Annotated in this window: 22 protein-coding genes and 1 pseudogene; 10 read left to right on the top strand and 13 right to left on the bottom strand. The window is 61.8% G+C overall.

From position 1 onward, the window contains the following. Positions 1 to 23 precede the first annotated feature (23 nt). The gene (locus ACIPZ5_RS11255; protein WP_400808658.1) at positions 24 to 1,421 is read right to left on the bottom strand and encodes an FAD-binding oxidoreductase; all 1,398 of its coding nucleotides are present in this window, start codon (positions 1,419 to 1,421) and stop codon (positions 24 to 26) included. A gap of 171 nt (positions 1,422 to 1,592) precedes the next feature. Between ACIPZ5_RS11255 and serA the strand changes: the two genes are divergently transcribed. Beyond that, the gene (gene serA / locus ACIPZ5_RS11250) at positions 1,593 to 2,822 is read left to right on the top strand and encodes a phosphoglycerate dehydrogenase (protein WP_054885495.1); all 1,230 of its coding nucleotides are present in this window, start codon (positions 1,593 to 1,595) and stop codon (positions 2,820 to 2,822) included. A gap of 82 nt (positions 2,823 to 2,904) precedes the next feature. Here the strand turns inward: serA and ACIPZ5_RS11245 are convergent, their stop codons facing one another. Next, positions 2,905 to 3,381 (bottom strand): DUF4399 domain-containing protein, encoded by a 477-nt coding sequence (locus ACIPZ5_RS11245; RefSeq protein ID WP_261942272.1) that lies wholly within the window; start codon positions 3,379 to 3,381, stop codon positions 2,905 to 2,907. A 227-nt stretch (positions 3,382 to 3,608) separates the two neighbouring features. Between ACIPZ5_RS11245 and ACIPZ5_RS11240 the strand changes: the two genes are divergently transcribed. Further along, on the top strand, positions 3,609 to 4,097 hold the full coding sequence (locus ACIPZ5_RS11240) for a transporter substrate-binding domain-containing protein (RefSeq protein WP_400808654.1): 489 nt from the start codon (positions 3,609 to 3,611) through the stop codon (positions 4,095 to 4,097). Between the two features lie 124 nt (positions 4,098 to 4,221). Here ACIPZ5_RS11240 and ACIPZ5_RS11235 read toward each other — a convergent pair whose 3' ends face one another. Both ACIPZ5_RS11235 and ACIPZ5_RS11230 read right to left on the bottom strand, forming a co-directional pair. After that, positions 4,222 to 4,725, bottom strand: coding sequence for a DUF523 domain-containing protein (locus ACIPZ5_RS11235; RefSeq protein ID WP_343597491.1), 504 nt, complete (start codon positions 4,723 to 4,725; stop codon positions 4,222 to 4,224). Then, on the bottom strand, positions 4,712 to 5,344 hold the full coding sequence (locus ACIPZ5_RS11230; protein WP_152955673.1) for a 2OG-Fe(II) oxygenase: 633 nt from the start codon (positions 5,342 to 5,344) through the stop codon (positions 4,712 to 4,714). Before ACIPZ5_RS11230 ends, ACIPZ5_RS11235 begins: the two co-directional genes overlap by 14 nt. 113 nt (positions 5,345 to 5,457) lie before the next feature. On the opposite strand from ACIPZ5_RS11230, the gene ACIPZ5_RS11225 reads away from it, so the two are divergent. Continuing rightward, positions 5,458 to 6,210, top strand: a complete 753-nt coding sequence (locus ACIPZ5_RS11225) for a DUF2059 domain-containing protein (RefSeq protein ID WP_261942269.1) — start codon at positions 5,458 to 5,460, stop codon at positions 6,208 to 6,210. Here the strand turns inward: ACIPZ5_RS11225 and ACIPZ5_RS11220 are convergent, their stop codons facing one another. Further along, positions 6,211 to 7,137, bottom strand: a complete 927-nt coding sequence (locus ACIPZ5_RS11220; RefSeq protein WP_400808651.1) for an alpha/beta hydrolase — start codon at positions 7,135 to 7,137, stop codon at positions 6,211 to 6,213. Positions 7,138 to 7,272: 135 nt separating this feature from the next. On the opposite strand from ACIPZ5_RS11220, the gene ACIPZ5_RS11215 reads away from it, so the two are divergent. The 5 genes and pseudogenes from ACIPZ5_RS11215 to ACIPZ5_RS11195 all read left to right on the top strand — a co-directional run bounded on the left by ACIPZ5_RS11215 (position 7,273) and on the right by ACIPZ5_RS11195 (position 11,530). Beyond that, complete coding sequence (locus ACIPZ5_RS11215) at positions 7,273 to 7,836, top strand: DUF6436 domain-containing protein (RefSeq protein ID WP_400808648.1); 564 nt, start codon at positions 7,273 to 7,275, stop codon at positions 7,834 to 7,836. 85 nt (positions 7,837 to 7,921) lie between these two features. After that, positions 7,922 to 10,111: an S-type pyocin domain-containing protein gene (locus ACIPZ5_RS11210; RefSeq protein WP_400808646.1), complete on the top strand. Its 2,190-nt coding sequence runs from the start codon at positions 7,922 to 7,924 to the stop codon at positions 10,109 to 10,111. Further along, a complete protein-coding gene (locus ACIPZ5_RS11205; RefSeq protein WP_313711687.1) occupies positions 10,111 to 10,386 on the top strand; it encodes a bacteriocin immunity protein in 276 nt (91 codons plus the stop codon). Before ACIPZ5_RS11210 ends, ACIPZ5_RS11205 begins: the two co-directional genes overlap by 1 nt. A 115-nt stretch (positions 10,387 to 10,501) precedes the next feature. Further along, positions 10,502 to 11,255, top strand: a pseudogene (locus tag ACIPZ5_RS11200) (S-type pyocin domain-containing protein). After that, complete coding sequence (locus ACIPZ5_RS11195) at positions 11,255 to 11,530, top strand: bacteriocin immunity protein (protein WP_400808644.1); 276 nt, start codon at positions 11,255 to 11,257, stop codon at positions 11,528 to 11,530. Before ACIPZ5_RS11200 ends, ACIPZ5_RS11195 begins: the two are co-directional and overlap by 1 nt. 38 nt (positions 11,531 to 11,568) lie before the next feature. On the opposite strand, the gene ACIPZ5_RS11190 is transcribed toward ACIPZ5_RS11195, so the two are convergent. After that, on the bottom strand, positions 11,569 to 12,120 hold the full coding sequence (locus ACIPZ5_RS11190) for a sugar O-acetyltransferase (protein WP_400808641.1): 552 nt from the start codon (positions 12,118 to 12,120) through the stop codon (positions 11,569 to 11,571). Positions 12,121 to 12,207: 87 nt separating this feature from the next. Between ACIPZ5_RS11190 and ACIPZ5_RS11185 the strand changes: the two genes are divergently transcribed. Continuing rightward, the gene (locus tag ACIPZ5_RS11185) at positions 12,208 to 14,571 is read left to right on the top strand and encodes a penicillin acylase family protein (protein WP_400808640.1); all 2,364 of its coding nucleotides are present in this window, start codon (positions 12,208 to 12,210) and stop codon (positions 14,569 to 14,571) included. Between the two features lie 96 nt (positions 14,572 to 14,667). Next, positions 14,668 to 15,486 carry an alpha/beta fold hydrolase gene (locus tag ACIPZ5_RS11180; protein ID WP_400808637.1) on the top strand — a complete coding sequence of 273 codons (819 nt, stop codon included), beginning with the start codon at positions 14,668 to 14,670 and terminating at the stop codon, positions 15,484 to 15,486. A 122-nt stretch (positions 15,487 to 15,608) separates the two neighbouring features. Here ACIPZ5_RS11180 and ACIPZ5_RS11175 read toward each other — a convergent pair whose 3' ends face one another. The 7 genes from ACIPZ5_RS11175 to ACIPZ5_RS11145 form a co-directional block, all read right to left on the bottom strand. After that, on the bottom strand, positions 15,609 to 16,481 hold the full coding sequence (locus tag ACIPZ5_RS11175; RefSeq protein ID WP_261942263.1) for a transporter substrate-binding domain-containing protein: 873 nt from the start codon (positions 16,479 to 16,481) through the stop codon (positions 15,609 to 15,611). Next, positions 16,478 to 17,251 carry an amino acid ABC transporter ATP-binding protein gene (locus ACIPZ5_RS11170; RefSeq protein ID WP_343599032.1) on the bottom strand — a complete coding sequence of 258 codons (774 nt, stop codon included), beginning with the start codon at positions 17,249 to 17,251 and terminating at the stop codon, positions 16,478 to 16,480. Before ACIPZ5_RS11170 ends, ACIPZ5_RS11175 begins: the two co-directional genes overlap by 4 nt. After that, positions 17,248 to 17,907, bottom strand: a complete 660-nt coding sequence (locus ACIPZ5_RS11165) for an amino acid ABC transporter permease (protein ID WP_261942261.1) — start codon at positions 17,905 to 17,907, stop codon at positions 17,248 to 17,250. The genes ACIPZ5_RS11170 and ACIPZ5_RS11165 overlap by 4 nt, the downstream gene beginning before the upstream one ends. After that, a complete protein-coding gene (locus tag ACIPZ5_RS11160) occupies positions 17,888 to 18,553 on the bottom strand; it encodes an amino acid ABC transporter permease (protein ID WP_261942260.1) in 666 nt (221 codons plus the stop codon). Before ACIPZ5_RS11160 ends, ACIPZ5_RS11165 begins: the two co-directional genes overlap by 20 nt. Before the next feature lie 413 nt (positions 18,554 to 18,966). Then, complete coding sequence (locus ACIPZ5_RS11155; protein WP_027920911.1) at positions 18,967 to 19,752, bottom strand: MetQ/NlpA family ABC transporter substrate-binding protein; 786 nt, start codon at positions 19,750 to 19,752, stop codon at positions 18,967 to 18,969. Positions 19,753 to 19,927: 175 nt separating this feature from the next. Then, positions 19,928 to 20,758: a sigma 54-interacting transcriptional regulator gene (locus ACIPZ5_RS11150; protein ID WP_261942259.1), complete on the bottom strand. Its 831-nt coding sequence runs from the start codon at positions 20,756 to 20,758 to the stop codon at positions 19,928 to 19,930. Between the two features lie 65 nt (positions 20,759 to 20,823). Beyond that, positions 20,824 to 21,405 carry an alpha/beta hydrolase gene (locus ACIPZ5_RS11145; RefSeq protein WP_343599037.1) on the bottom strand — a complete coding sequence of 194 codons (582 nt, stop codon included), beginning with the start codon at positions 21,403 to 21,405 and terminating at the stop codon, positions 20,824 to 20,826. Positions 21,406 to 21,616 lie beyond the last annotated feature (211 nt).

The following is a 21,616-nucleotide window of genomic DNA, read 5'->3' as shown; positions in this document are numbered from 1 at the left end:
GCCGACTCCTTTGCTTACTGCTTTTATTCAGGAGCAAAGATCTTACCCGGATTCATGATGCCGTTAGGGTCGAAGACGGCCTTTATTGCCTTCATGCAGGCAATTTCCTCTGGCGAACGGCTGTAGCCCAGGTAGTCGCGCTTGGTCATGCCCACGCCGTGCTCGGCCGAGATCGAGCCGTCGTAGCGCTCGACGATCTCGAACACCCATTTGTTGACCTTGGTGCATGAGGCAAAGAAGTCATCCTTGCTCATGTGCTCGGGCTTGAGGATGTTCAGGTGCAGGTTGCCGTCGCCGATGTGGCCGTACCAGACCACTTCATAGTCCGGGTAATGGGTGCTGACGATGGCATCGATGTCGCGCAGGAACCCCGGCACCTTGGAAACGGTCACGGAAATGTCGTTCTTGTAGGGTGTCCAGTGGGAGATGGTCTCGGACAGGTATTCGCGCAGCTTCCACAGGTTCTTCAGCTGGGCTTCGCTCTGGCTCATCACCCCATCCAGCACCCAGCCCTGCTCGACGCAGTGCTCGAAGGTTGCCAGCGCCTGGTTGGCCACGTCGTCGGTGCTGGCCTCGAACTCCAGCAAGGCATAGAACGGGCAGTCGGTAGCGAACGGGGCCGGCACATCACCACGGGCCATGATCTTGGCCAGGCCCTTGTCGGAAAAGAACTCGAAAGCGGTCAGGTCGAGCTTGCCCTGGAAGGCATGCAGCACCGGCATGATCGAGTCGAAGTCCGGCGTGCCCAACACCATGGCCGTGAGGTTGCACGGGGCGCGGTCAAGGCGCATGGTCGCTTCGACCACGAAGCCAAGGGTGCCTTCGGCCCCGATGAACAGCTGGCGCAGATCATAGCCGGTGGCGTTCTTGATCAGGCCCTTGTTCAACTCCAGCAGTTCGCCCTTGCCGGTGACGACTTTCAGGCCAGCCACCCAGTTGCGGGTCATGCCGTAGCGGATGACCTTGATACCGCCGGCATTGGTGCCGATGTTGCCGCCAATCTGGCTGGAGCCGCTGGAAGCGAAGTCCACAGGGTAATAAAGGCCCTGTTCCTCGGCAAAGGCCTGCAGTTGGCGAGTGATCACGCCCGGCTGGCACACCACGGTGCGGTCGAAGGCACTGAAGTCAAGAATCTGGTTCATGTAGTCGAAGGCGACGACGACTTCGCCATTGGCCGCCACGGCTCCGGCAGACAGCCCGGTACGCCCGCCGGACGGCACCAGCGCCACCTGATGCTGGTTGGCCCAGCGGACGATGGCTTGCACCTGCGCTACTGACTTGGGGAACACGATGGCTGTGGGCGCTGGCGGGAAATGCTTGGTCCAGTCCTTGCCATAGGCCTCCAGGGAAGCGGGGTCGGTCAGGACCTTGCCAGGTTCGACAAGGGTCTTCAGCTCATCAATTACCGCAGGGTGGGTCATCGCAGGAACTCTCGACTTATTCATAGTCACCCTGAGCACTCTTCACCTGTCGGGATAAGCTCAGATTGTGTCGCGTATGCTAGCATAGCGCTCCCGCTGTTCATGCTAAGGCTGCCCAAGCGCCTGGCATCAGTCCTCGCCATTTTTTCTCCGGGATACAGGTTTACGCAGATGAGCAAGACTTCTCTCGACAAGAGCAAGATCCGGTTCCTTCTTCTTGAAGGTGTGCACCAGAACGCGGTCGATACCCTCAAGGCCGCCGGCTACACCAACATCGAATACCTCACTGGTTCCTTGCCGGATGCCGAGCTGAAGGAAAAGATCGCCGATGCCCACTTCATCGGCATTCGTTCGCGCACCCAACTGACCGAAGAAATCTTCGACTGTGCCAAGAAACTGGTCGCCGTCGGCTGCTTCTGCATCGGCACCAACCAGGTCGACCTGGCTGCAGCCCGCGAGCGTGGTATCGCCGTCTTCAACGCCCCCTACTCCAACACCCGTTCGGTGGCCGAGCTGGTGCTGGCCGAAGCCATCCTGCTGCTGCGCGGCATCCCGGAGAAGAACGCTTCCTGCCACCGTGGCGGCTGGATCAAGAGCGCGGCCAACTCGTTCGAGATCCGCGGCAAGAAGCTGGGCATCGTCGGCTACGGCTCGATCGGCACCCAACTGTCGGTCCTGGCGGAAAACCTGGGCATGCAGGTGTACTTCTACGATCCGCTGACCAAGCTGCCGCTGGGCAACGCCGTGCAGGTCACCAGCCTCAACGAACTGCTGGGCCTGGCCGACATCGTTTCGCTGCACGTGCCTGAGCTGCCGTCCACCCAGTGGATGATCGGCGAGAAAGAGATCCGTGCGATGAAGAAGGGCTCGATCCTGATCAACGCCGCCCGTGGCACCGTGGTCGAGCTGGACCACCTGGCCGCTGCGATCAAGGACAAGCACCTGATCGGCGCCGCCATCGACGTGTTCCCGGTCGAGCCGCGCTCCAACGACGAAGAGTTCGAAAGCCCGCTGCGCGGCCTGGACAACGTGATCCTGACCCCGCACATCGGCGGTTCCACTGCCGAAGCCCAGGCCAACATCGGCCTGGAAGTGGCAGAGAAGCTGGTCAAGTACAGCGACAACGGTACCTCGGTATCGTCGGTCAACTTCCCTGAAGTTGCCCTGCCGGCGCACCCAGGCAAGCACCGCCTGCTGCACATCCACGAAAACATCCCGGGCGTGCTCAGCGAGATCAACAAGGTCTTCGCCGAGAACGGCATCAACATCTCCGGTCAGTTCCTGCAGACCAACGAGAAAGTGGGTTACGTGGTAATCGACGTTGACGCCGAGTACTCCGACCTGGCGCAGGAAAAGCTGCAGCAGGTCAAAGGCACCATCCGTTCGCGCGTCCTGTTCTAAGTTGCGGCATGAAAAAAGGGAGGCCCTGGTGGCCTCCCTTTTTTGTCTGTGGCAGCGGGCTTGACCGCGAAGGGCCCTGCGCCTATTTCACAGTGACCGTGATCTTTTTCGATTGGACGCTCGGCTTGAACGGCACATGGTACTGGTCACCCAGCACCAGCTGAAGGGTGTGCTTGCCCGGTGTCAGGGTGATGGTCGCTTCGGTCTGTGCCTTGCCAAAGTGCAGCACCTGCGGCCCCGCCGGCAACGCGGTGCCGGCTGCCGGCATCAGACTGGCCGGCAGCGGCACGTCGGCCACTGGCGCTTTGTCCACATCCACCAGCAGATGGTGATGGCCCGTATGCGGCGTCTGGTCACCCGCTGGCTTGAGCTCCATGCCCTCGATGCCGAACTTGACGGTGAAGGTCTTGTCGACCGTGGCGCCATTGGCCGGGGAAACGATGAAGACCTTGGCATCCTTGGGCGGTTCCTGGCTCTTCAGGGCATCCGCGGCGCCGGCAAAAACCGAAGCCCCCATCAGCAGACCGGCAACGGCAGCACGCGAAAATAGGCTGTTCATTCACTTCTCCTGTGATTCACTTGAAAACGCAGCGCCATAAAACCCATGGCGGCGATGATTCACCATAGTTGAAATATGCATCCGGGGTAATTGTGGCCCCCAGCAATAAATTTTTCAGTTAGGGTTAAACCTCGCCAAGGCTTCAAGGTCATAGGCTGCGCTCGACCGCGACGGGGAAGAAAGTCGCGGCGAAAGTTACTCATCTGCTGAAGAAAAAGGGGCTTTACATGCGTTCGACCATAGGCGTACTGCTGGCAGTACTGATCACTCCGTTGGCTCAGGCCGAGCTGATAGACGAAATCGCCGACCGGGGCGAATTGCGCATTGCCGTGCAGGCCGATAACAAGCCGTACTCGTTCAAGGAAGACGACCGCCTGACCGGCTTTGAAATCGAATTTGGCCAGGATCTGGCCCGTGAGCTGGACCTGCGCGCCGAATTTGTCGAAACCACGGCGGCGGAGGTGCTGCCGGGTGTGGAAAGCGGCAAGTATGACGTCTCGTTGATCCCATCGAGCGAGTCGCCCGAGGCTGATGGCCCATTCGATGTAAGCCAGGCGTTCGGCGACAAGAAACTGGTGATCCCGTTCCAGAAGGACAACCCGGCGTTCGAGACTGCGGTGAACAATGCTCTGCAAAGGCTGAAGGACAGCGGTCGCACAGCCGAGCTTGAACAGAAGTGGTTCAAGGGCCCGCAAGAGACTGCCGCCGGGAAGTGAGATTTTTGTAGCCTGTGTCGGCGTCTTCGCGGGACAAGCCCGCTCCCACAGGTACTCCACAAGCCTCAGGGTCTGTGGCGAACCTGTGGGAGCGGGCTTGTCCCGCGAAGAGGCCGGCACAGGATTAAACCAAGTGGTCGGCTAACGCCAACCGGGCCTCTCCCAGTTCCAGCTCACTGAACACTTGCACCCCCTCACGCCGCAGCAAGGCTGCGGTCACACCTTCACCCGGCACCTTCACCCCGCTGAAAGTGCCATCGTAGGTCAAGCGGTTGCCACACGAAGGGCTGCCCGCCTTCAGCACCGCCACCCGGATGCCATGAAGCCGCACCAGTGCCAGTGCTTGCTGCGCCCCGGCCAGGAACTCGGCACTGACATCCTCACCGGTCACCGTCAGCACCTGCATCCCGCCATCGAGCACCTTTGCGCCCTGCCCTCCCTGGATCTCCGCCGGCGGCCGCGGTGTTGGCAAGCCGCCAGCCACCTCGGGGCACAATGGCACTACACGCCCTTCGGCCTGCCACTGCTGCAATAAGTCAGGATACCCGCTGGCCCGGCCGTCATAGCGCACCGGCTGCCCCAGCAGACAGGCACTCACCAGTACCTTGGGCAGATCAGAACGGGTCATTGCCACGACGCCGGAACCAACCGGTCAACGACAGGCGCTCGCGCCTGGCCGGCAGCACCTCGTGCGGCACCTCACCGGAAAGGAAGATCGCCAGGCAACCCGCCACAGGCTGCACATCGTGCTCGACATCATCCGCCAGGAACATGCGCAGTTGCCCGCCATCCTCCGGCTGCCAGTCTTCGTTGAGGTAAAGCACCGCCGAAACCATGCGTCGGTCATCGTCGCGGAAGCGGTCCAGGTGCCGGCGGTAGAACGCCCCCGGTGGGTACAAGGCGAAGTGGCATTCGAAGTCTTCCAGGCCCAGGAACAGGCCCTGGTTGATGGCCTGACGCAACTGATCCATGGCCGCCAGATACTGGTCGCAGGCCTCGGCCTGGCCAGGGTCGATCCACTGGATCTGGTCACCGCGAATGCTCTCGCGCACCTCCTGGGCATCACCGCGCCCGACCCCGGCCGGGTTGAGTTCGCCTTCGGCATCACGGCGCCGGCATTCGGCCGCCAGCGCGCGCACCAGGTCGGCAGGCAAAAAGAGCGCCTGCTGCGACCAGCCATGGGTGGCCAGATCGTCGACGACGGCCGCAAACATCGGGTTTTCAGGGGAGATGTGCATGGCGCGCATCATATCCATTCGCCCTGTCGGCGCACAGCGCCACTTGGCTGAGAAGCGTTCGGATTGCTCGACAAAATGGCGCCGGGGCAAGGACAATAGCCACCTGCCGACAGGAGTCCTGAATGCGCCGTCTGTTTTCCCTGCTTCTGCTGATGATCTGCACCATGCCTGTCTGGGCAGACAGCCTCGATCAACTGTACAAGGCCGCCGGCTGGCCCGACCAGCGCGCCCACTTTTCCGATGCCGTGAGCGCCGCCCAGCAGCGCTACCGCAACAGCCTGCCGCCTGCGGTTTACCAGGCACTGGTCAACAACAGCAACCAGCGCTTCCAGGCCCAGGCGATGGACAACCGTGCCTTGGCCAAACTGCGCAGCACCTTGCCCAACCCGGCCCCGGCTTTGGCCTTCTTCCAGTCGCCACTGGGGCGCAAGATCGTCGCCGCCGAACTGCTGGCCACGCGCAAGGACCAACTGGCCAAGAATGCCAAGGGCCTGCCGAAGATGCAGGCCAGCGATAACCGCCTGCTGATCATTGGTCACCTGGCCCAGGCCCTGCCAGCCCGGGAAGCCGGCGCAGAGGTCAGCCTGGCGATTGCCGGGGTGGCCGCCGACAGCCTGAGCTCGATGATCCCCGGCCTGTTCGGCGCCGGCCAGGCCCAGGGCCTGCTCGACGGCCAGCGCCAGCGTCTTATGGGGCAGATCGGCGAAGACCTGAACAACACCCTGCTGTATGTCTACCGCGACCTGTCCGACGACGAGCTGGAAGCATTCGCCACCTTCGCCGAGTCGACGGACGGCAAGGCCTATTATCAGGCTGCCGTGGCCGCCGTGCGTGCCGGCTTGGCGGTGGGCCAGAACAGCGCCGACCTCAAGTGATCAGCTCAGGCGCTGCTGGATGAAATCGAAGTAGCGCCGGCGAATTTCCGGTAGCTCGTTGGCCAGGTGATGGCGAGCTTCGGGCAGCATCAGGATCTGCGGCTCGTTGAATTTGGCCTTGAGCACTTCGAGGTTATGCGGCCAATCCACCGTACCGTCCGCCTCCCCCTGCACGATAAGCGGCCGCCGCGCGCAGTGCGGCGCCGCCTCGATGCGCTTGACCCAGGCGATCAAGGCACCGACCCAGGCCGTGGGCAAGCGCCGCGGTTGCAGTGGGTCGGCTTCGAGGAAGGGCAGGAACGTCGGGTCGTTGGTGTTCTCGCTGAAGCGCCGCTCGATGCCGTTGACGAAGTGGCGCAGCACCCGATAACTGAACTTCGACCAGCGCCAGGAGCGCGGCCTTACCAGCGGCGCAAGCAGGATCACCTCGCCATCGATCGGGCTGCGCGCCCCCTGGTGCAGCAGGTGATCCACGGCGATGGCGCCGCCGGTGCTCTGCCCGCAGAGATGCCAGGGGCGTGGCAACTCAAGGCTGCGAGCCTGTTCGAACAAGGCTTCCAGCACCTGCTGGTACACCGCGAAGTCACTGATGTTGGCGCGCTCGCCACTGGACAGGCCGTGGCCTGGCAGGTCGCAGCTGATTACCGCGTAACCGAGCTTCAACGCCCATTCGATCACGTGCCGATACAACCCCATGTGATCGTAGTAGCCGTGCAGCAGGAACAATGTCGCAACCGGCTTTTCAGGCAGCCAGGCTTGCCCGACCAGCTCGAAACCCGCCGCCTGGAAGCCGCCCAGCCAGCTTTGCGCCGGCAGGTTCAAGCCATAAAAGCGTTGATAGGCCTGCGCCTGCGGGGACAACGGCTGGCGCTTGGCCAGCGGCGCGAGGCTGGCACGTAGGGTATCGGGGTGAAAGGCAGCAGGCATCAGGTACATCCAAGGCGAAGCGACTATTGATCTCAGATATTCAGCTGTTGGCCGCATCGTGGCAAGCTAGCTGCTCTCGAACAGCTCCACCGATTCCGTTGCAGGAGCGGCCTTGCCGGGGATCGCGGAAACTTCATGAAGATTCGAAACATCAAACAGATATCGGCGGGCCTCGCATTGGTGCTCTGCGCCATTGTGCTCTGGCAGGCCTACTCCACCTTCCAGTCCCGCTACCTGCGTCCGTTCGACAACCAGGCCACGCTGTTCGACGGCAGCCAGCTGCGCCTGCCTGCCGAGCTGGCCGGCCCTGGGCCGATCCGCGTGGTGCACTTCTGGGACCCGGCCTGCCCGTGCAACGTCGGCAACCAGCAGCACCTTGGCGACCTGATTACCCAGTTTGCAGGCCAAAGCGTGACCTTCCATGTGGTGCAGAAGGCTGACAGCCACGGCCAGTTACCCGCCAACCTCGCCAGCCTGCAACCCATTGCCCACTTGCCCGGCAGCGAATACCTGCCCGCCTCCCCCGCCGTGGCGATCTGGGACCGCCAAGGTAACTTGGCCTACTTCGGCCCTTACAGCGAAGGCGCTGTGTGCAACGCCAGCAACAGCTTCATCGAGCCGATCATCAAGGCCTTGCTCGCAGGGCGGCCCGTTCAGGCCACCAATACCTTGGCCATAGGGTGTTATTGCCCCTGGTAGATAGCGGGTGCCCGATAGATATCTACAGCGTTGCCCCGGAGGACAATTTTTAGCCTGAAGACATACAGATCAATGGAGAAACTGTATGTCACGCCAAGGATTCACCGAACTACCCACCAGCCATGTAATCAGTACCCACCTTCCTTACCTGGGCCCTCAGATACTCTGGGGCCATAACCACATCCCCCCGCATCACCTGGTATCCACCTTCCGCCCGGGCAGCCTGGTCATCGACCTGGTTCCGCAGATCGAAAACGACAAGAAAACGGTCAAGCAAGAGCACGAACAGCGCCAGGCCACTCTTGAGCCGGACCTGGATCAGGCGATTCTCGTGCAGGCAGGCTCGCTGGCCGGCCTGAGCGAGTCCCAGGCCATCGAGCGAAGAATCGCGGCGGTCAATCAGCTACAGGCACAACTCGGCCCACGCCTGGACGCTGCGCGCCAGCAAGCCAGTCGCTTCTTTGGCACAGACCCGGAGCATCGCACCTTTCGCGAGTTCCTGACCGCTGCCCGTGCGCTGGGTGCTCAGGCTGATCCCCGCCAGGCCTGGCTCGCTTCCTACCGGGCAGCGTTCGAGGTCAAGTACCTTGAACAGCAACAAAGCCTGCTGATCAAGCGCCAGCATCTTCTGCGCAGCCAGTTGTCCAGTGCCAAAACCAGGGAACAGAGTAACGAAGCGATTGCCAGAGCGCTGGACAAGGTAGAGCAAGCGGTAGTCCGCACTCTCACCACCCATCACGAGCTACAAATGGCCACCAGCACGATACAGCGCGTGCTCACGGCCTTCGAACGGCACCAGCATGAGGACATTGCCGAAGAAACGGCGCTGGAGCATAGCCACGAGCTTGAGCGAGAAACATCCGACCTGCTCAAGATGCGCGAACATCTGCGCGCCACAGTCTCCAACAAGCGCGTGCAGTATCGCCGATTGGCATCGGAGATTGGCTTGCTCGACTTCGACCGGAAGTTTCATGGCCCCACAGCCACTGAAGCTCACAGGGCGCAAGCCGCTGACTTGAAAGCTCAGGCATCTGCCCACGCCGCCGAGCATGCAAACACTTCAGCACTTGAAGAGGCCGCAGGGGAACAACTGCATCTACAGGCAAACCGTGCCGTCGAAGCAGCCTTCGATGAGCAGTGTCTGCTCAGCGCTCTGTCAGGCCGTACGCCAAGCAACACCCCCGTCACCTTCAACGCCTGGGTCGCCAGCACCCTACACCCGCTGATTTTGGCTACTTCACGCGGCGGCACTGCGCATTTCGAGCCAATCTGGCGTGCGCTGGGCACGGCCATCAACAGCGCTGCTGCTCGGCTGCTGGCCCGTGCGGCCGGACACCTGCCGCTGATGCTCTATGCCGCCCGACTGGGCGATGGCGAACGCATGGGGGTCACTGTTCCGCTTGCCCTGATGACACCCGGTGCAGACCTCACCCAAGAGGCGAACCGCAAGGTTGGTCAGACCCTTGAGTTGCCGCTACGGATGAATGCAGTACCCGAGGGGAATCAGACCGAGGTGTACCTGGCCGCCACGGACGGCAGCGGCATCCTGCGGGACGTACGGGTGCGCCAAGCACAGTGGGATACGACTCTGGGGGCCTATCGCTTCACCGCCGAAGGGCCGGGCGGCGCAACACTGCTGTGGCATCCGGCAACGCCGCCATCGACCCTGAGCACCTACAACCCCAATGACGCAAGCTTCACCACGGGCTTCCCCATCGTCGAAGACCTGCAAAAGCACTTGCCGGGCAACATCATCGTTCCCCCACAACCTGATATTCGTACCTTTCCTGAACTGCCCGACCTGCATATCGATGACTACGTCATCATCTTCCCCGCAGACTCAGGGCTGGCGCCGATCTATGTGATGCTGCGCAACCCACGGAATTTGCCGGGGGTTGCCAGTGGCAACGGCGTTATCACACCGGACAGGGTGCTGGATGCAGCCACCACTGCGGTGGGGGCGCCGATTCCTACACGCATTGCGGAAAGGCTGAAGGGGCGGAGGTTTAGCCGGTTCGATAGACTTCGAGAAGCTATCTGGATGGAGATTGCGGCAGATGAAGTGTTCAGAAAGCACCTTACTCGCGTAGACATTCAGAACATGGAGAATGGAACCGCACCCTATTCGAGAAAAGAGGACCGGGTGGGAAAACGCATAAAGTTAGAAATACATCATAAACATGAGATCGCCAGTGGCGGGGCCGTGTATGACCTGGATAATCTCGTCCTCATGACTCCCAAGGTCCATATCAACGAGCACAGGGGGAGCAATTGATGATTTTCAAGGACAAGCTTGAGGATTACACGGAGCATGAGTTTGTCATGCTGGTGTCAGTACTTTTTGAAAACCGCACCGGACTCCATGGTCTCGAACTGGAACAGCTTCGAGACAAGGTTGTTCATCATTTCGAAAAGATCACAGAACACCCTGATGGTCTGGACGTCATCTGCTATCCGCCTCCGGGATCGGAAGACAGCCCCAGTGGTGTGCTAGATCGTATCAAAGCCTGGCGCTCCGCCAACGGCAAACCCGGCTTCAAACCCGCCTGACCCAAAGCCCTGCGGCCAACTCCGCAGGGCTTTTCATATCACCCATGCACCCGCGCCGGGTTACCCACCACCGTCGTTTAATGCGCCCCATTCCTAAGACGAACGCCAACCGCGGATAAATTTCGCGCCGCAAGGTACGCAGACCAAGCTGTACCTGGCAGCCACCGATGGCAGCGGCCTGTTGCGCGATGTTCATGTACGCCAGGCGCAGTGGGATGCCGACGAGAGCGCCTACCGCTTCACCGCCGAAGGCCCAGGTGGCACCACGCTGCTGTGGCACCCGGCTACACCGCCCTCAAAAGCTGTCCGCCACGGACGAGAACGGCAACAGCGTCCCCGGTCTACCCATCGTCCCGCTGGAAGCGGATATCCTCACCTTCCCCAAACTGCCCGACCTGCATATCGATGACTACGTCATCATCTTCCCCGCAGACTCAGGGCTGGCGCCGATCTATGTGATGCTGCGCAACCCACGGAATTTGCCGGGGGTTGCCAGTGGCAACGGCGTTATCACACCGGACAGGGTGCTGGATGCAGCCACCACTGCGGTGGGGGCGCCGATTCCTACACGCATTGCGCAAAGGCTGAGGGGACGGCGGTTTAGCAGGTTCGATAAGCTCAAGGAAGCGATATGAAGAGAGATAGCTGCGGATGAAGTTCTAAGACAGCACATTTTGCCGCAGAGCATCGACGACATGATGCACGGGAAAGCACCATATGCCCCAAAAACCCACTGGGTCGGCAAACGAGCCAAATTAGAGATACATCACAAGATCGAGATCTCGAAGGGTGGCGCTGTCTATGACTTCGACAATCTCGTATTCATGACCCCAAGAGTACACATAGAACACCATAAGGAGAGCAACTAGTGATCATAAAAGAAAGACTTGAAGATTACACGGAAGCTGAGTTTCTTATGCTAATCAAAGAGCTCTATCACAATATCGATGGACTCAACAGCAATGAGCTTGAACGACGACGCGATTCAATAGTGTTAAATTTTGAAAAATTAACTGAGCACCCTGACGGATCAGATGTCATTTACTATCCCCCCGAAGGGGCAGATTCAAGCCCGCAGGGCGTCGTCAAACGCATAAAAGAATGGCGCGCCGCCAACGGCAAACCTGGCTTCAAACCCGCCTGACCCCAAGCCCTGCGGCCCACGTCGCAGGGCTTTTCATATCACCCTCGCACCCGCGCCGGGTTACCTACAACGGTTGCCCCCGCGGGCACATCACGGGTCACCACACTGCCGGCACCCACAATGGCATTGTCACCAATGGTCACCCCCGGCAGGATGATCGCCGCACCGCCGATCCACACATTGTTGCCAATGGTCACCGGCCGCCCGCTTTCCAGCCCGCTGCGGCGGACCTCGGGGTCGAGCGGATGGTCAGCCGCGTAGATCTGCACATTGGGGCTGATCTGGCAGTCATCACCGATGCGCACCGGCACCACATCGAGAATCACGCAATTGAAGTTCATGAACGTGTTGCGCCCGACGCTGATGTTGTAACCGTAGTCGCAGAAGAACGGCGGGCGGATCACCGCGCCTTCGCCGACATGGCCGAAGTGCTCGGCCAGCAGGCCATTGCGCGCCTCATTGAGTAGCTCGACGCTGTTGTTGTAACGGTGCATCCAGTGCTTGTTGGCGATCTGCTCGGCCTGCAGCTCGGGGCAGCCAGCGTGATAGAGCTGACCAGTAAGCATTTTCTGTTTTTCGCTGAGGGACATGGAAACTCCTTTCAGGGGGCTATGCTCTGTTCGCGAATCCGTCGATGATCGGACCACAGTTTCCGCTCGAATGCACAAGGAGTTTCGATGAAGCGCAGCCTGACTCTGTTGGCCGTGGTGGTTGCCGTGGCCGCTGGCGCCGGTTACTGGTACGTGCACGGCAAGCTGCCGCAGCGCGAGGGCGAGGTGGCCATGGCCGGGCTGCAGGCGCCGGTCAGCGTGCGCTACGACGCCCGTGGCGTGCCCCACCTGCAAGCGCAAAACCAAGCAGACCTGTACCGCGCCCTGGGATACGTGCATGCGCAGGACCGGCTTTTCCAGATGGAGATCATGCGCCGCCTGGCCCGTGGCGAACTGGCGGAAATACTGGGCGACAAGCTGCTGCCCACCGATACCTTGTTCCGCAGCCTGCGTATCCGTGAACAAGCCGCCCTGATGGCCCAGCGCCAGGACCACCAATCGCCCGCCTGGCAAGCGCTGCAGGTCTACCTCGAGGGCGTCAACGCCTGGCAGGCCAGTCATCCCAAACCGATGGAGTTCGACCTGATCGGCATCACGCCGCGGCCATTCACTGCCGAAGACACCCTGAGCATCGCCGGCTACCTGGCCTACAGCTTCGCTGCGGCCTTTCGCACCGAACCTGCGCTGACCTACATCCGCGACCAGCTTGGCCCGCAATACCTGAAAATTTTCGACCTCGCCTGGCAGCCGCAGGGCGCCCTGGGCACACCTCTGGCCGCTGCCGACTGGCAAAGCCTCGAAGCCATGGCCCGCGCCAGCCACGAAGCCCTGGTCGAAGCCGGCATCCCCCAGTTCGAAGGCAGCAATGCCTGGGCCGTTTCCGGCAGCCGCACCCGCAGCGGCAAACCCTTGCTGGCCGGCGACCCGCACATCAGTTTTGCGGTACCCGCGGTCTGGTACGAAGCCGAGCTGTCGGCCCCGGATTTCAACCTGTACGGCTACTTCCAGGCGCTGAACCCGTTCGCGATGCTGGGGCACAACCGTGATTTCGGCTGGAGCCTGACCATGTTCCAGAACGATGACGTCGACCTCATCGCCGAAAAGACCAACCCTGCCAATGCCGACCAGGTGATGATCGACGGCCAGTGGCAGACGCTGGAAAAAACCGAGCAGACGATTGCGGTCAAAGGCGAGCAACCGGTCACCATCAGCCTGCGCCGCTCAGCCCATGGGCCAATCGTCAACGAGGTCCTCGGCGCGACGGCCGGGACCACGCCGATTGCCATGTGGTGGGCATTCCTCGAAACCGAGAATCCGATCCTCGAAGGGTTCTACCAGCTGAACCGCGCTGACACCCTGGGCAAGATGCGCGAAGCGGCTGCCAAGGTGCAGGCGCCAGGCCTGAACTTCGTCTGGGCCAATGCCCGCGGCGATATCGGTTGGTGGGCGGCGGCGAAGCTGCCGATACGCCCCGACGGGGTGAACCCGGCGTTCATCCTCGATGGCGCCAGCGGCCAGGCCGACAAACCCGGCTTCTACCCGTTCAGCGTCAACCCACAGCAGGAGAACCCGGCCAGCGGCTATATCGTCTCGGCCAACTACCAACCACCGGCCGTGGTGCCGATACCCGGCTACTACAACCTCGCCGACCGCGGCCGTCAGCTCGATCGCCAGCTGGCCAACCCTGAGGTGAAATGGGACACGCAGAACAGCCAGGCGCTGCAACTCGATACGACCAGCGATTACGGCCCGCGCACCTTGGCCCCCCTGCTGGCGACCTTGCGCCAGATCGCCCAGGGTGACGAGGAGAAGGAGTTGGTCGAACAGCTGGCGGCCTGGCGCGGTGACTATCCGCTGGACTCCACCAGCGCCACGCTGTTCAACCAGTTCCTCTACGAGCTGGCCCATGCCGCGTTGCATGACGAGCTGGGCGACACTTGGTTCCCGGTGCTGCTCAGCACCCGCGCCATCGATGCCGCGCTGCCACGCCTGGCCGCCGACGCCGATTCGCCCTGGTGGAACACACGCGGTGGCAACCAGCGCACCGACCGTACTGCCGTCGTGCGCAGCGCTTGGCAGAACAGCCTGAAACACCTGCGCGACAGCCTGGGCAGCGACCCGGCCAGCTGGCAGTGGGGCAAGGCCCATACCCTGACCCACAACCACCCGCTTGGGGTGAAAAAGCCGCTGAACCTGCTGTTCAACGTTGGGCCCTTCGCCGCGCCTGGTACCCATGAAGTGCCGAACAACCTCTCGGCGAAGATTGGCCCGGCGCCGTGGCCAGTGACCTATGGGCCATCAACCCGGCGTCTGATCGATTTCGCCGATGCCGGGCAGGCACTGACCAGCAACCCGGTCGGGCAGAGTGGCGTGCCGTTCGACCGACACTTCTCGGATCAGGCCGAGGGGTATATAGACGGTAAGTACCAGCGGGCACAGATGGGAATGATTCCGGCGCAGAGCACTTTGAGATTGGTGCCTGGCGGATGATCCCTGGGCTGCTTTGCAGCCTTGTGTCGCGATGGGCCACACAGCGGCCCCAACGAGTTCGAATACTCTACAACGCTCTCAACCGAGACCCTTTCAATGCAAAAACACTTCATCGAAATCGACGGCTCACGCATGAGCTATGTCGACCAGGGCCAGGGCTTCCCGGTGCTGCTCGGCCACAGCTACCTGTGGTCGGCAGACATGTGGCAGCCACAGATCGAGGCGCTTTCGCAGCACTTTCGCGTCATCGTCCCCGAACTCTGGGGCCACGGCGACTCCGATGCTCCGCCCGCCACCACCACCGACATGAGCGCCCTGGCCCGTCAGCACCTGGCATTGCTGGATGCGCTGGACATCCCCCAGTGCCACCTGGTCGGCCTGTCCGTCGGTGGCATGTGGGGCGCGCAACTGGCCATCGAGCACCCCGAGCGGGTCGACCGCCTGGTGTTGATAGACACCTACCTCGGCGCCGAGCCAGAAGCGACCCGGCTGAAGTACTTCGCCCTGCTGGACGCAGCAAGCGCGGCAGGTTACTTCAGCGATGCGCTACTGGACATCATCGTGCCGATCTTCTTCCATGCCGGTGGGCAGACGGTCCCGGAGGTTCGCGAGCAGTTTCGCGCCGACCTCAAGGCGAGCACTGCCGAAACCATTCGGCAAAGCCTTGACCCCATGGGGCGAGTCATTTTCGGCAGGCCGGATCTGTTGCCGCAGTTATGCGCGATTGCCGGTGAGCGGGCCATCGTGATCTGCGGTGACCAGGACATACCGCGGCCGCCCGAAGAGTCCAACGAGATGGCGCGGATCATTGGCTGCCTGGCAGCGCAGATTCCGTTTGCGGGGCATATCTCCAGCCTGGAGAACCCCAAGGTGGTCAATGAGTTCCTGTTGAACTGGCTGCCGCGCAACCCCTGAGATTGCTGGGGGCCGCGTTGCGCGCCCATCGCCGGCAAGCGCGGCTCCCACAAGGGCGGCGCTGTACCTGTGGGAGCCGCGCTTGCCGGCGATGGGCTGCAAAGCAGCCCCAATGGTCGGGTTCAACCCTGCCACTTGCCGCCTTCGACGATCACGCTCTCCGGCTTGGTGTCATCGCTCAGTTCCTTGCGCACATACTGGTCATACAGCTTCAGCAGGAACTTCTCCTCCCCCAGCTTGGCCAGTTCTGCATTCACCCAGTCGCGCAATTCGGTATTGCCCTTCTTCACCGCTGGCGCAATCGGAGCTTCCTCGCCCAGCAACTGCGGCAGCACGCGGTAACCAGGGTTCTGCTTGGCCCAGCTGAACAGGATCAGGTTGTCCTGGGCATAGGCATCGCCACGGCCATTGGCCAGCGCTTGCAACGACTCGCTGTTCTTCTCGAACTTGAGCAGTTTCCAGTCCGGGTGATTTTTGCTCAGCCAGATATCGGCCGTGGTACCGGTGGTGACGATGATGGTCTTGTCTGCCAGGTCATCAAGTTTCTGCACCGGGCTACCGTCGGCAACGATGGCCTGCACGGCCACGCGCAGGTTGGGGTTGGTGAAGTCCACCACCTCCTTGCGCTCCGGGGTCACGGTCATGTTGGCGAGAATCAGGTCAACCTTGTCGCTCTGCAGGAACGGGATACGGCTGGCCGGTTCCACGGCAACGAACTCCACCTTGTTTTCATCGCCCAGCAGGTCCTTGGCCAGGCGCCGGCCTATGTCGGTATCAAAGCCCACGTAGCGGCCGCTGGCGTCGACGAAGCCGAACGGCGGCTTATCAGTGAACACGCCGACGATCAGCTTGTCGCGCGCCTTGATGGTTTCCAGGTAGCTGGTGGCCGGCGAGGCAGCTGCCGGTTTGGGCGGTTCCTCGGCCTTGTTGCAGCCGGCCAGCAGGGCCAGACCGAATAACGGTGCCAACAGTTTGGTGAGCGGGGCAGTTTTCATGACAGTTCCTTTTGCGTTGTCTTCGGCAGGCTTTCGACAAAGGAGAATTTGTCCAGGAACTGCTGCGCGCGTGCGGTCCGCGGTTGGCTGAAGAAGCTCTCAGGGTCGCTTTGTTCAAGGATCCTGCCGGCCTCCATGAACACGATACGGTCGGCCACCGCGCGAGCGAAGGCCATTTCGTGGGTAACGATGAGCAAGGTCATGCCGTCGCGGGCCAGGCCCTGGATCACTTGCAGCACCTCCTTGACCATTTCCGGGTCGAGCGCTGCGGTGACTTCGTCGAACAGCATCACCTGCGGGTTCATGCACAGCGAGCGGACAATGGCGATGCGCTGCTGCTGGCCACCGGACAACTGCCGCGGGTAGGCGTCCCGCTTGTCCAGCAGGCCCACCCGCGCCAACAGCGCTTCAGCCTGGGCCTGGGCTTCGGCCCGTTCGCGCTTCTGCACCTTGAGCGGGCCGAGCAACAGGTTGTCCATGACGCTCATGTGGCCGAACAGGTGGTAGCTCTGGAACACCATGCCCACCCGCTGGCGTACCCGGCGCCAGTCGGTATCGGCGCTCAGCAGCTCTTCGCCCTCCAGGCGCAGGTGCCCGCTGTGCGCCTCTTCCAGGCCATTGAGGCAACGCAGCAAGGTGCTCTTGCCGCAGCCACTGGGACCAAGGATCACCACCACCTCGCCGGTGCGGACCTTGAGGTCGACGTTGTCCAGCACCTGGTGGGCGCCGAAGTACTTGTTGAAACCCTGGAATTCGATCAGTGCGGTCATGAGTGAGCCCAGCGGCGCTCCAGCACGCGCGAGGCGGCAGACAGCGGATAGCAGACGATGAAGAAGAACAGGAACAGCACGGCATAGATCAGCAGCGATTCGTAGGTGCGCTCGATGATCTGCTGGCCGGCCTTGATCACTTCGACCACGCCGATCAGCACCGCCAGCGAGCTGGTCTTGATGATCCGCGTATAGATATTGATGGTCGGTGGCGTCATGCGCTTGAGGGCCTGGGGCAGCAGCACATAGCCGTAAAGCTGGCCTGTAGAAAGCCCGATCGACAGCCCGGCCTCACGCTGCCCTCGCGGCAGTGATTGCAACGCCCCACGGACCACCTCGCCGACCTCGCTGGCACCCCACAGGCCCAGCACCAGCACGGCGCACCAGAAACCGGGAATGCTCAGGGCGAAGAAAATCGGCAAGCCGAAAAACACCAGATACAGCCAGACCAGCACCGGGATCGCGCGAAACAACTCCAGGTAGACCTGCAAGGCGATGTTCAGCAGCCGGTTGCCCAGCGTTGCCAAGGTGCCATACAGCACGCCGCCTAGCGTTGCGAAGACAATCCCCAATGCCGAGATGGCCAGTGTCTGCGCCGCGCCCTTGGCCAGCAGCGGCAATGACGTCAGAAGCAGTTCAGTGACCGAACTGGCCATGTTGCAGCCTCCTTTCCAGGTAACGCAGCAGCAGCGACAGCGGCAGGAACAGCAGCACACAGAGCAGCGTCAGCACCGCGAGCATCTCGTAGGTCTTGTAGTAGAGGGCGATGTAGTTCTTGGTGGTGTAGAGGATTTCAGGCACCGCCACGGCCGAGACCACAGTGGTCTCCTTGAGCAGGAAGACGAAGTTGGCGAACAGTGCCGGCAAGCTGAGGATGCCGGCCTGGGGCAGGATCACATGGCGCAGCAGCTGGCCCTCCGACAACCCGATGGAGCGCCCCGATTCCAGTTGCGCACGCGGTACTGCCTCGACACCGGCGCGCAGCACTTCGGTGAGGTAGGCACCGCCCATGAAGGTCATGGTGATGATTGCCGCGGCAAAGCCAGAGATCTTCAGGCCCAGGCTGGGCAAGGCGAAATAGACGAAGAACAGCTGTATCAGCAGTGGGGTGTTGCGTGCGAGTTCCACGTAGCCTTTGACCAGGTGGCGCAAGTAAGGCGTACGCAGTACCAGCACCGCAGCATTGAGCAGCGCCACCAGCAGTGAGGTGGCGATGGCGATCAGCCCGACCTGCAGGGTCACGCCGACGGCCTTGAAGAACGCTGGCAACGTGCTGAGAATGAAAGCGGTGTCGAAGGTCATGGATATTGCCTCGACACCCGGTTTGCAGAGAACGGCATAGAGAAGTCTGAACGATGCGCCAAGCGCGATCAGTAGACTCTAAAGGTATAAAAAAGTTTTTATAAATACCTTTATTGCATATTGATATCACTTGCCGGGCTATCGAAACTTTCCTGCAACACACCTCTCAAACAGCTTCAGACAGCAAGGCAATCACCCACAAGGACGATAACGATGACTAGCCCCTGCTCACCTGATTCGAACGAACAACTGCTGTGGCTGCTGGCACTGCGCCGGGCCTTGGGTGGACTGCCTTCGGCATAAGCCTGTCCTGGCTTCTTCGCGGCGGTTCGACGCGAAGAGGCCAGTGAAGCCAGCCCCAAACAAAAATGCCGACGCAAATGCGTCGGCATTTTCATACACCGATCAAGCAATCAGAACGCAGGCAGCACCGCACCCTGGTACTTCTTGGCGATGAATTCCTTCACCTCAGGGCTGGTCAGCGCCTTGGCCAGCTTCTGGATGGCCTCGCTGTTCTTGTTGTCCGGGCGGGCTACCAGGAAGTTCACGTACGGCGAGTCGCTGCCCTCGATCACCAGCGCATCCTTGGCCGGGTTCAGGCCGGCTTCCAGGGCGTAGTTGGTGTTGATCATGTCCAGGTCGACCTGGTCCAGCACGCGCGGCAGCATGGCCGACTCAAGCTCGCGGAACTTCAGCTTCTTCGGGTTCTCGGCGATGTCTTTCGGGGTCGCCAGGGCGTTCTTCGGGTCTTTCAGGGTGATCAGGCCTGCCTTCTGCAGCAGCAGCAGGGCGCGACCGCTGTTGCTGCCCTCGTTAGGGATGGCAACGCTTGCGCCTTCTTTGAGCTCGCTCAGGCTCTTGACCTTCTTCGAGTAGCCACCGAACGGCTCGACGTGCACACCGACCACGGTTTCCAGGTGGGTACCTTTGCCTTCGTTGAAGTTCTGCAGGTACGGCAGGGTCTGGAAGTAGTTGGCGTCCAGACGCTTCTGGTCAACCTGCACGTTCGGCTGAACGTAGTCGGTGAAGACCTTGATCTGCAGGTCCACACCTTCCTTGGCCAGGGTCGGCTTGATCAGCTCGAGGATCTCGGCGTGGGGTACCGGGGTCGCGGCAACGACCAGTTTCTCGGCGGCGGATGCCAGGCCAGCGAACGACAGGGCGGCGGCCAGGGCAGTGGTCAGCAGGGTCTTCTTCATGGTGTTCCTTGTTCTGGATCTGGGCCATCGCGGATGGCGAAGTCGGGTGCCCAACCGTTTCACTGGCGGGCGTGAGGCGGACGATACCGAGATTTTTTATTCCGTAACAATACCTTTTAATTCGCTGCTTATTCCAAAATCAAACTGCCACCATCCCGTTTGCTTATTAGCTCGTCTAGCGCGCGGGGTTGGCCAGGTCGAGGTCCTCCGGCAGCAACTCGTCCCCGTCGTTGACCAGCAGGGCGAAGTGGATCACGTTCTCCAGTTCGCGGGTGTTACCCGGCCAGGCATGCGCTTCCAACACCCGCTGCGCAGCCTCGCTGATCAACGCCAGCGGGCGCTGCAGGCGCACGCTGTAGATGCCCACGAAATACTCGGCCAGCGGCAGGATATCGCCCGGGCGTTCACGCAGCGGCGGCAACTCCAGCGCGCCCTCGCGCAGGTACTGATACAGGCGCTCGTTGAAGCGCCCGGCCTTCACCACCCGCGCCAGGTCGATGCTGGTCGCAGCCACCAGGCGCACGTCCACAGGCTGTGGTTGCTGCGCGCCGACACGGGTGACCTCACGGTTTTCCAAAGCCGCCAGCAGCTTGCCCTGGATCGCCAACGGCAAGTCGGCGATCTCGTCCAGGTACAAGGTGCCGCCATTGGCCGAGCCGAACCAGCCGGCGCGGCTGCTGGCCGTGCCGCCCTGGCTGCCGGCGCTGTAGCCGAACAGCTCGGCATCGGCATAGGTCGGGCTGATGGCGGCGCAGTTGACCGAGACGAACAGGCCGGGGCGGTCGCTGGCCCGGTGGATCTGCCGCGCCAGCAATTCTTTGCCGGTACCGGTCTCGCCGCGGATCAGCACCGGCACCGGTTGCGGCGCCAGTTGCTCCAGCGCCTGGCGCAACTGCTGCGAGCGCGGGTCGATGAACACCAGCGCCTTGGCACGGATGCTCAGGGGGCTCTTGTCCAGCTCAGGGAAGGTCAGCAGCGGCTGACCGAACGGGTTTTGAAAAGTCATGACAAACTCCCGCCCCAGGCCATGGGCGGCCGGGCGTCAGGCAAACGGTAAACGGTCGGGGCCGATCAGGCGCGGCGCAATGCGCGCTGTTCGACCCGGCTTTGCAGGCGATACAGGTAAGCGAAACCTTGTTCCCAGCGCTCGTGGCCAGACTTGACGTTGATGTGCCCGGCATTGCTCAGCAAGCCCGCCTCCGCCCCCCAGGCCTGGGCCAGGTACAACGCCCTTGGCACGCTCACCGCCGGGTCGTTGTCGGAGCTGACCACCTGGCTGGGAAACGGCAGCGCCTGCAGCGGGATCGGCGCGAAGTTGCGCAGGGCCGGCGCGCAGGTGGGCCGCTCGACATCCGCCGGTGCCACCAGCAATGCGCCACGCACCCGGCGCAGCAGGGCCGGGCTGGCCTCTGCGGCCCAGTGGGCGACGGTGACGCAGCCCAGGCTGTGCGCGATGAGAATCACTGGCGAGCGTTCGGCGGCAATCGCCTGCTCCAGCGCTTGCACCCAGTCGCGGCGCTGTGGGGTGAGCCAATCATGCTGCTCGACCCGGGCGCTGTTGGGCAGCGTGCGTTGCCAGTGACTTTGCCAATGGTTGTCTGGCGATCCTTGCCAGCCCGGCACAATCAGGTAACGAATCGACTCATTGCGCATGGGGACGCCTCCAGTAAGTTTGCGTGCTTGAAGACAAGTATAGGGGGGCAGTTATATTCGTAAAGGAATAAGAAGCTATTTATTAATAACCTAAATGTCAGTCACGAAATATTTGCCGCCTGTGAGATCGAGCGCCGCCCGCGCGGCGCATCGCGGATAAATCCGCTCCTTGTATGTTGTGTCTGGCCTAACGAGAGAGGTTATGCTCGTT

It is taken from the genome of Pseudomonas sp. NPDC089428, assembly GCF_044749325.1.
Lineage (GTDB): Bacteria > Pseudomonadota > Gammaproteobacteria > Pseudomonadales > Pseudomonadaceae > Aquipseudomonas.
Note: the sequence above shows the minus strand (reverse complement) of the source record. Positions and strands in the feature narration are given on the sequence as shown.

What these genes read in the sequence shown, in the direction of transcription:
- ACIPZ5_RS11255 (WP_400808658.1), bottom strand. Translation starts at nt 1,421, where the DNA reads ATGACCCACCCTGCGGTAATTGATGAGCTGAAGACCCTTGTCGAACCT.
- serA (WP_054885495.1), top strand. Translation starts at nt 1,593, where the DNA reads ATGAGCAAGACTTCTCTCGACAAGAGCAAGATCCGGTTCCTTCTTCTT.
- ACIPZ5_RS11245 (WP_261942272.1), bottom strand. Translation starts at nt 3,381, where the DNA reads ATGAACAGCCTATTTTCGCGTGCTGCCGTTGCCGGTCTGCTGATGGGG.
- ACIPZ5_RS11240 (WP_400808654.1), top strand. Translation starts at nt 3,609, where the DNA reads ATGCGTTCGACCATAGGCGTACTGCTGGCAGTACTGATCACTCCGTTG.
- ACIPZ5_RS11235 (WP_343597491.1), bottom strand. Translation starts at nt 4,725, where the DNA reads ATGACCCGTTCTGATCTGCCCAAGGTACTGGTGAGTGCCTGTCTGCTG.
- ACIPZ5_RS11230 (WP_152955673.1), bottom strand. Translation starts at nt 5,344, where the DNA reads ATGCGCGCCATGCACATCTCCCCTGAAAACCCGATGTTTGCGGCCGTC.
- ACIPZ5_RS11225 (WP_261942269.1), top strand. Translation starts at nt 5,458, where the DNA reads ATGCGCCGTCTGTTTTCCCTGCTTCTGCTGATGATCTGCACCATGCCT.
- ACIPZ5_RS11220 (WP_400808651.1), bottom strand. Translation starts at nt 7,137, where the DNA reads ATGCCTGCTGCCTTTCACCCCGATACCCTACGTGCCAGCCTCGCGCCG.
- ACIPZ5_RS11215 (WP_400808648.1), top strand. Translation starts at nt 7,273, where the DNA reads ATGAAGATTCGAAACATCAAACAGATATCGGCGGGCCTCGCATTGGTG.
- ACIPZ5_RS11210 (WP_400808646.1), top strand. Translation starts at nt 7,922, where the DNA reads ATGTCACGCCAAGGATTCACCGAACTACCCACCAGCCATGTAATCAGT.
- ACIPZ5_RS11205 (WP_313711687.1), top strand. Translation starts at nt 10,111, where the DNA reads ATGATTTTCAAGGACAAGCTTGAGGATTACACGGAGCATGAGTTTGTC.
- ACIPZ5_RS11190 (WP_400808641.1), bottom strand. Translation starts at nt 12,120, where the DNA reads ATGTCCCTCAGCGAAAAACAGAAAATGCTTACTGGTCAGCTCTATCAC.
- ACIPZ5_RS11185 (WP_400808640.1), top strand. Translation starts at nt 12,208, where the DNA reads ATGAAGCGCAGCCTGACTCTGTTGGCCGTGGTGGTTGCCGTGGCCGCT.
- ACIPZ5_RS11180 (WP_400808637.1), top strand. Translation starts at nt 14,668, where the DNA reads ATGCAAAAACACTTCATCGAAATCGACGGCTCACGCATGAGCTATGTC.
- ACIPZ5_RS11175 (WP_261942263.1), bottom strand. Translation starts at nt 16,481, where the DNA reads ATGAAAACTGCCCCGCTCACCAAACTGTTGGCACCGTTATTCGGTCTG.
- ACIPZ5_RS11170 (WP_343599032.1), bottom strand. Translation starts at nt 17,251, where the DNA reads ATGACCGCACTGATCGAATTCCAGGGTTTCAACAAGTACTTCGGCGCC.
- ACIPZ5_RS11165 (WP_261942261.1), bottom strand. Translation starts at nt 17,907, where the DNA reads ATGGCCAGTTCGGTCACTGAACTGCTTCTGACGTCATTGCCGCTGCTG.
- ACIPZ5_RS11160 (WP_261942260.1), bottom strand. Translation starts at nt 18,553, where the DNA reads ATGACCTTCGACACCGCTTTCATTCTCAGCACGTTGCCAGCGTTCTTC.
- ACIPZ5_RS11155 (WP_027920911.1), bottom strand. Translation starts at nt 19,752, where the DNA reads ATGAAGAAGACCCTGCTGACCACTGCCCTGGCCGCCGCCCTGTCGTTC.
- ACIPZ5_RS11150 (WP_261942259.1), bottom strand. Translation starts at nt 20,758, where the DNA reads ATGACTTTTCAAAACCCGTTCGGTCAGCCGCTGCTGACCTTCCCTGAG.
- ACIPZ5_RS11145 (WP_343599037.1), bottom strand. Translation starts at nt 21,405, where the DNA reads ATGCGCAATGAGTCGATTCGTTACCTGATTGTGCCGGGCTGGCAAGGA.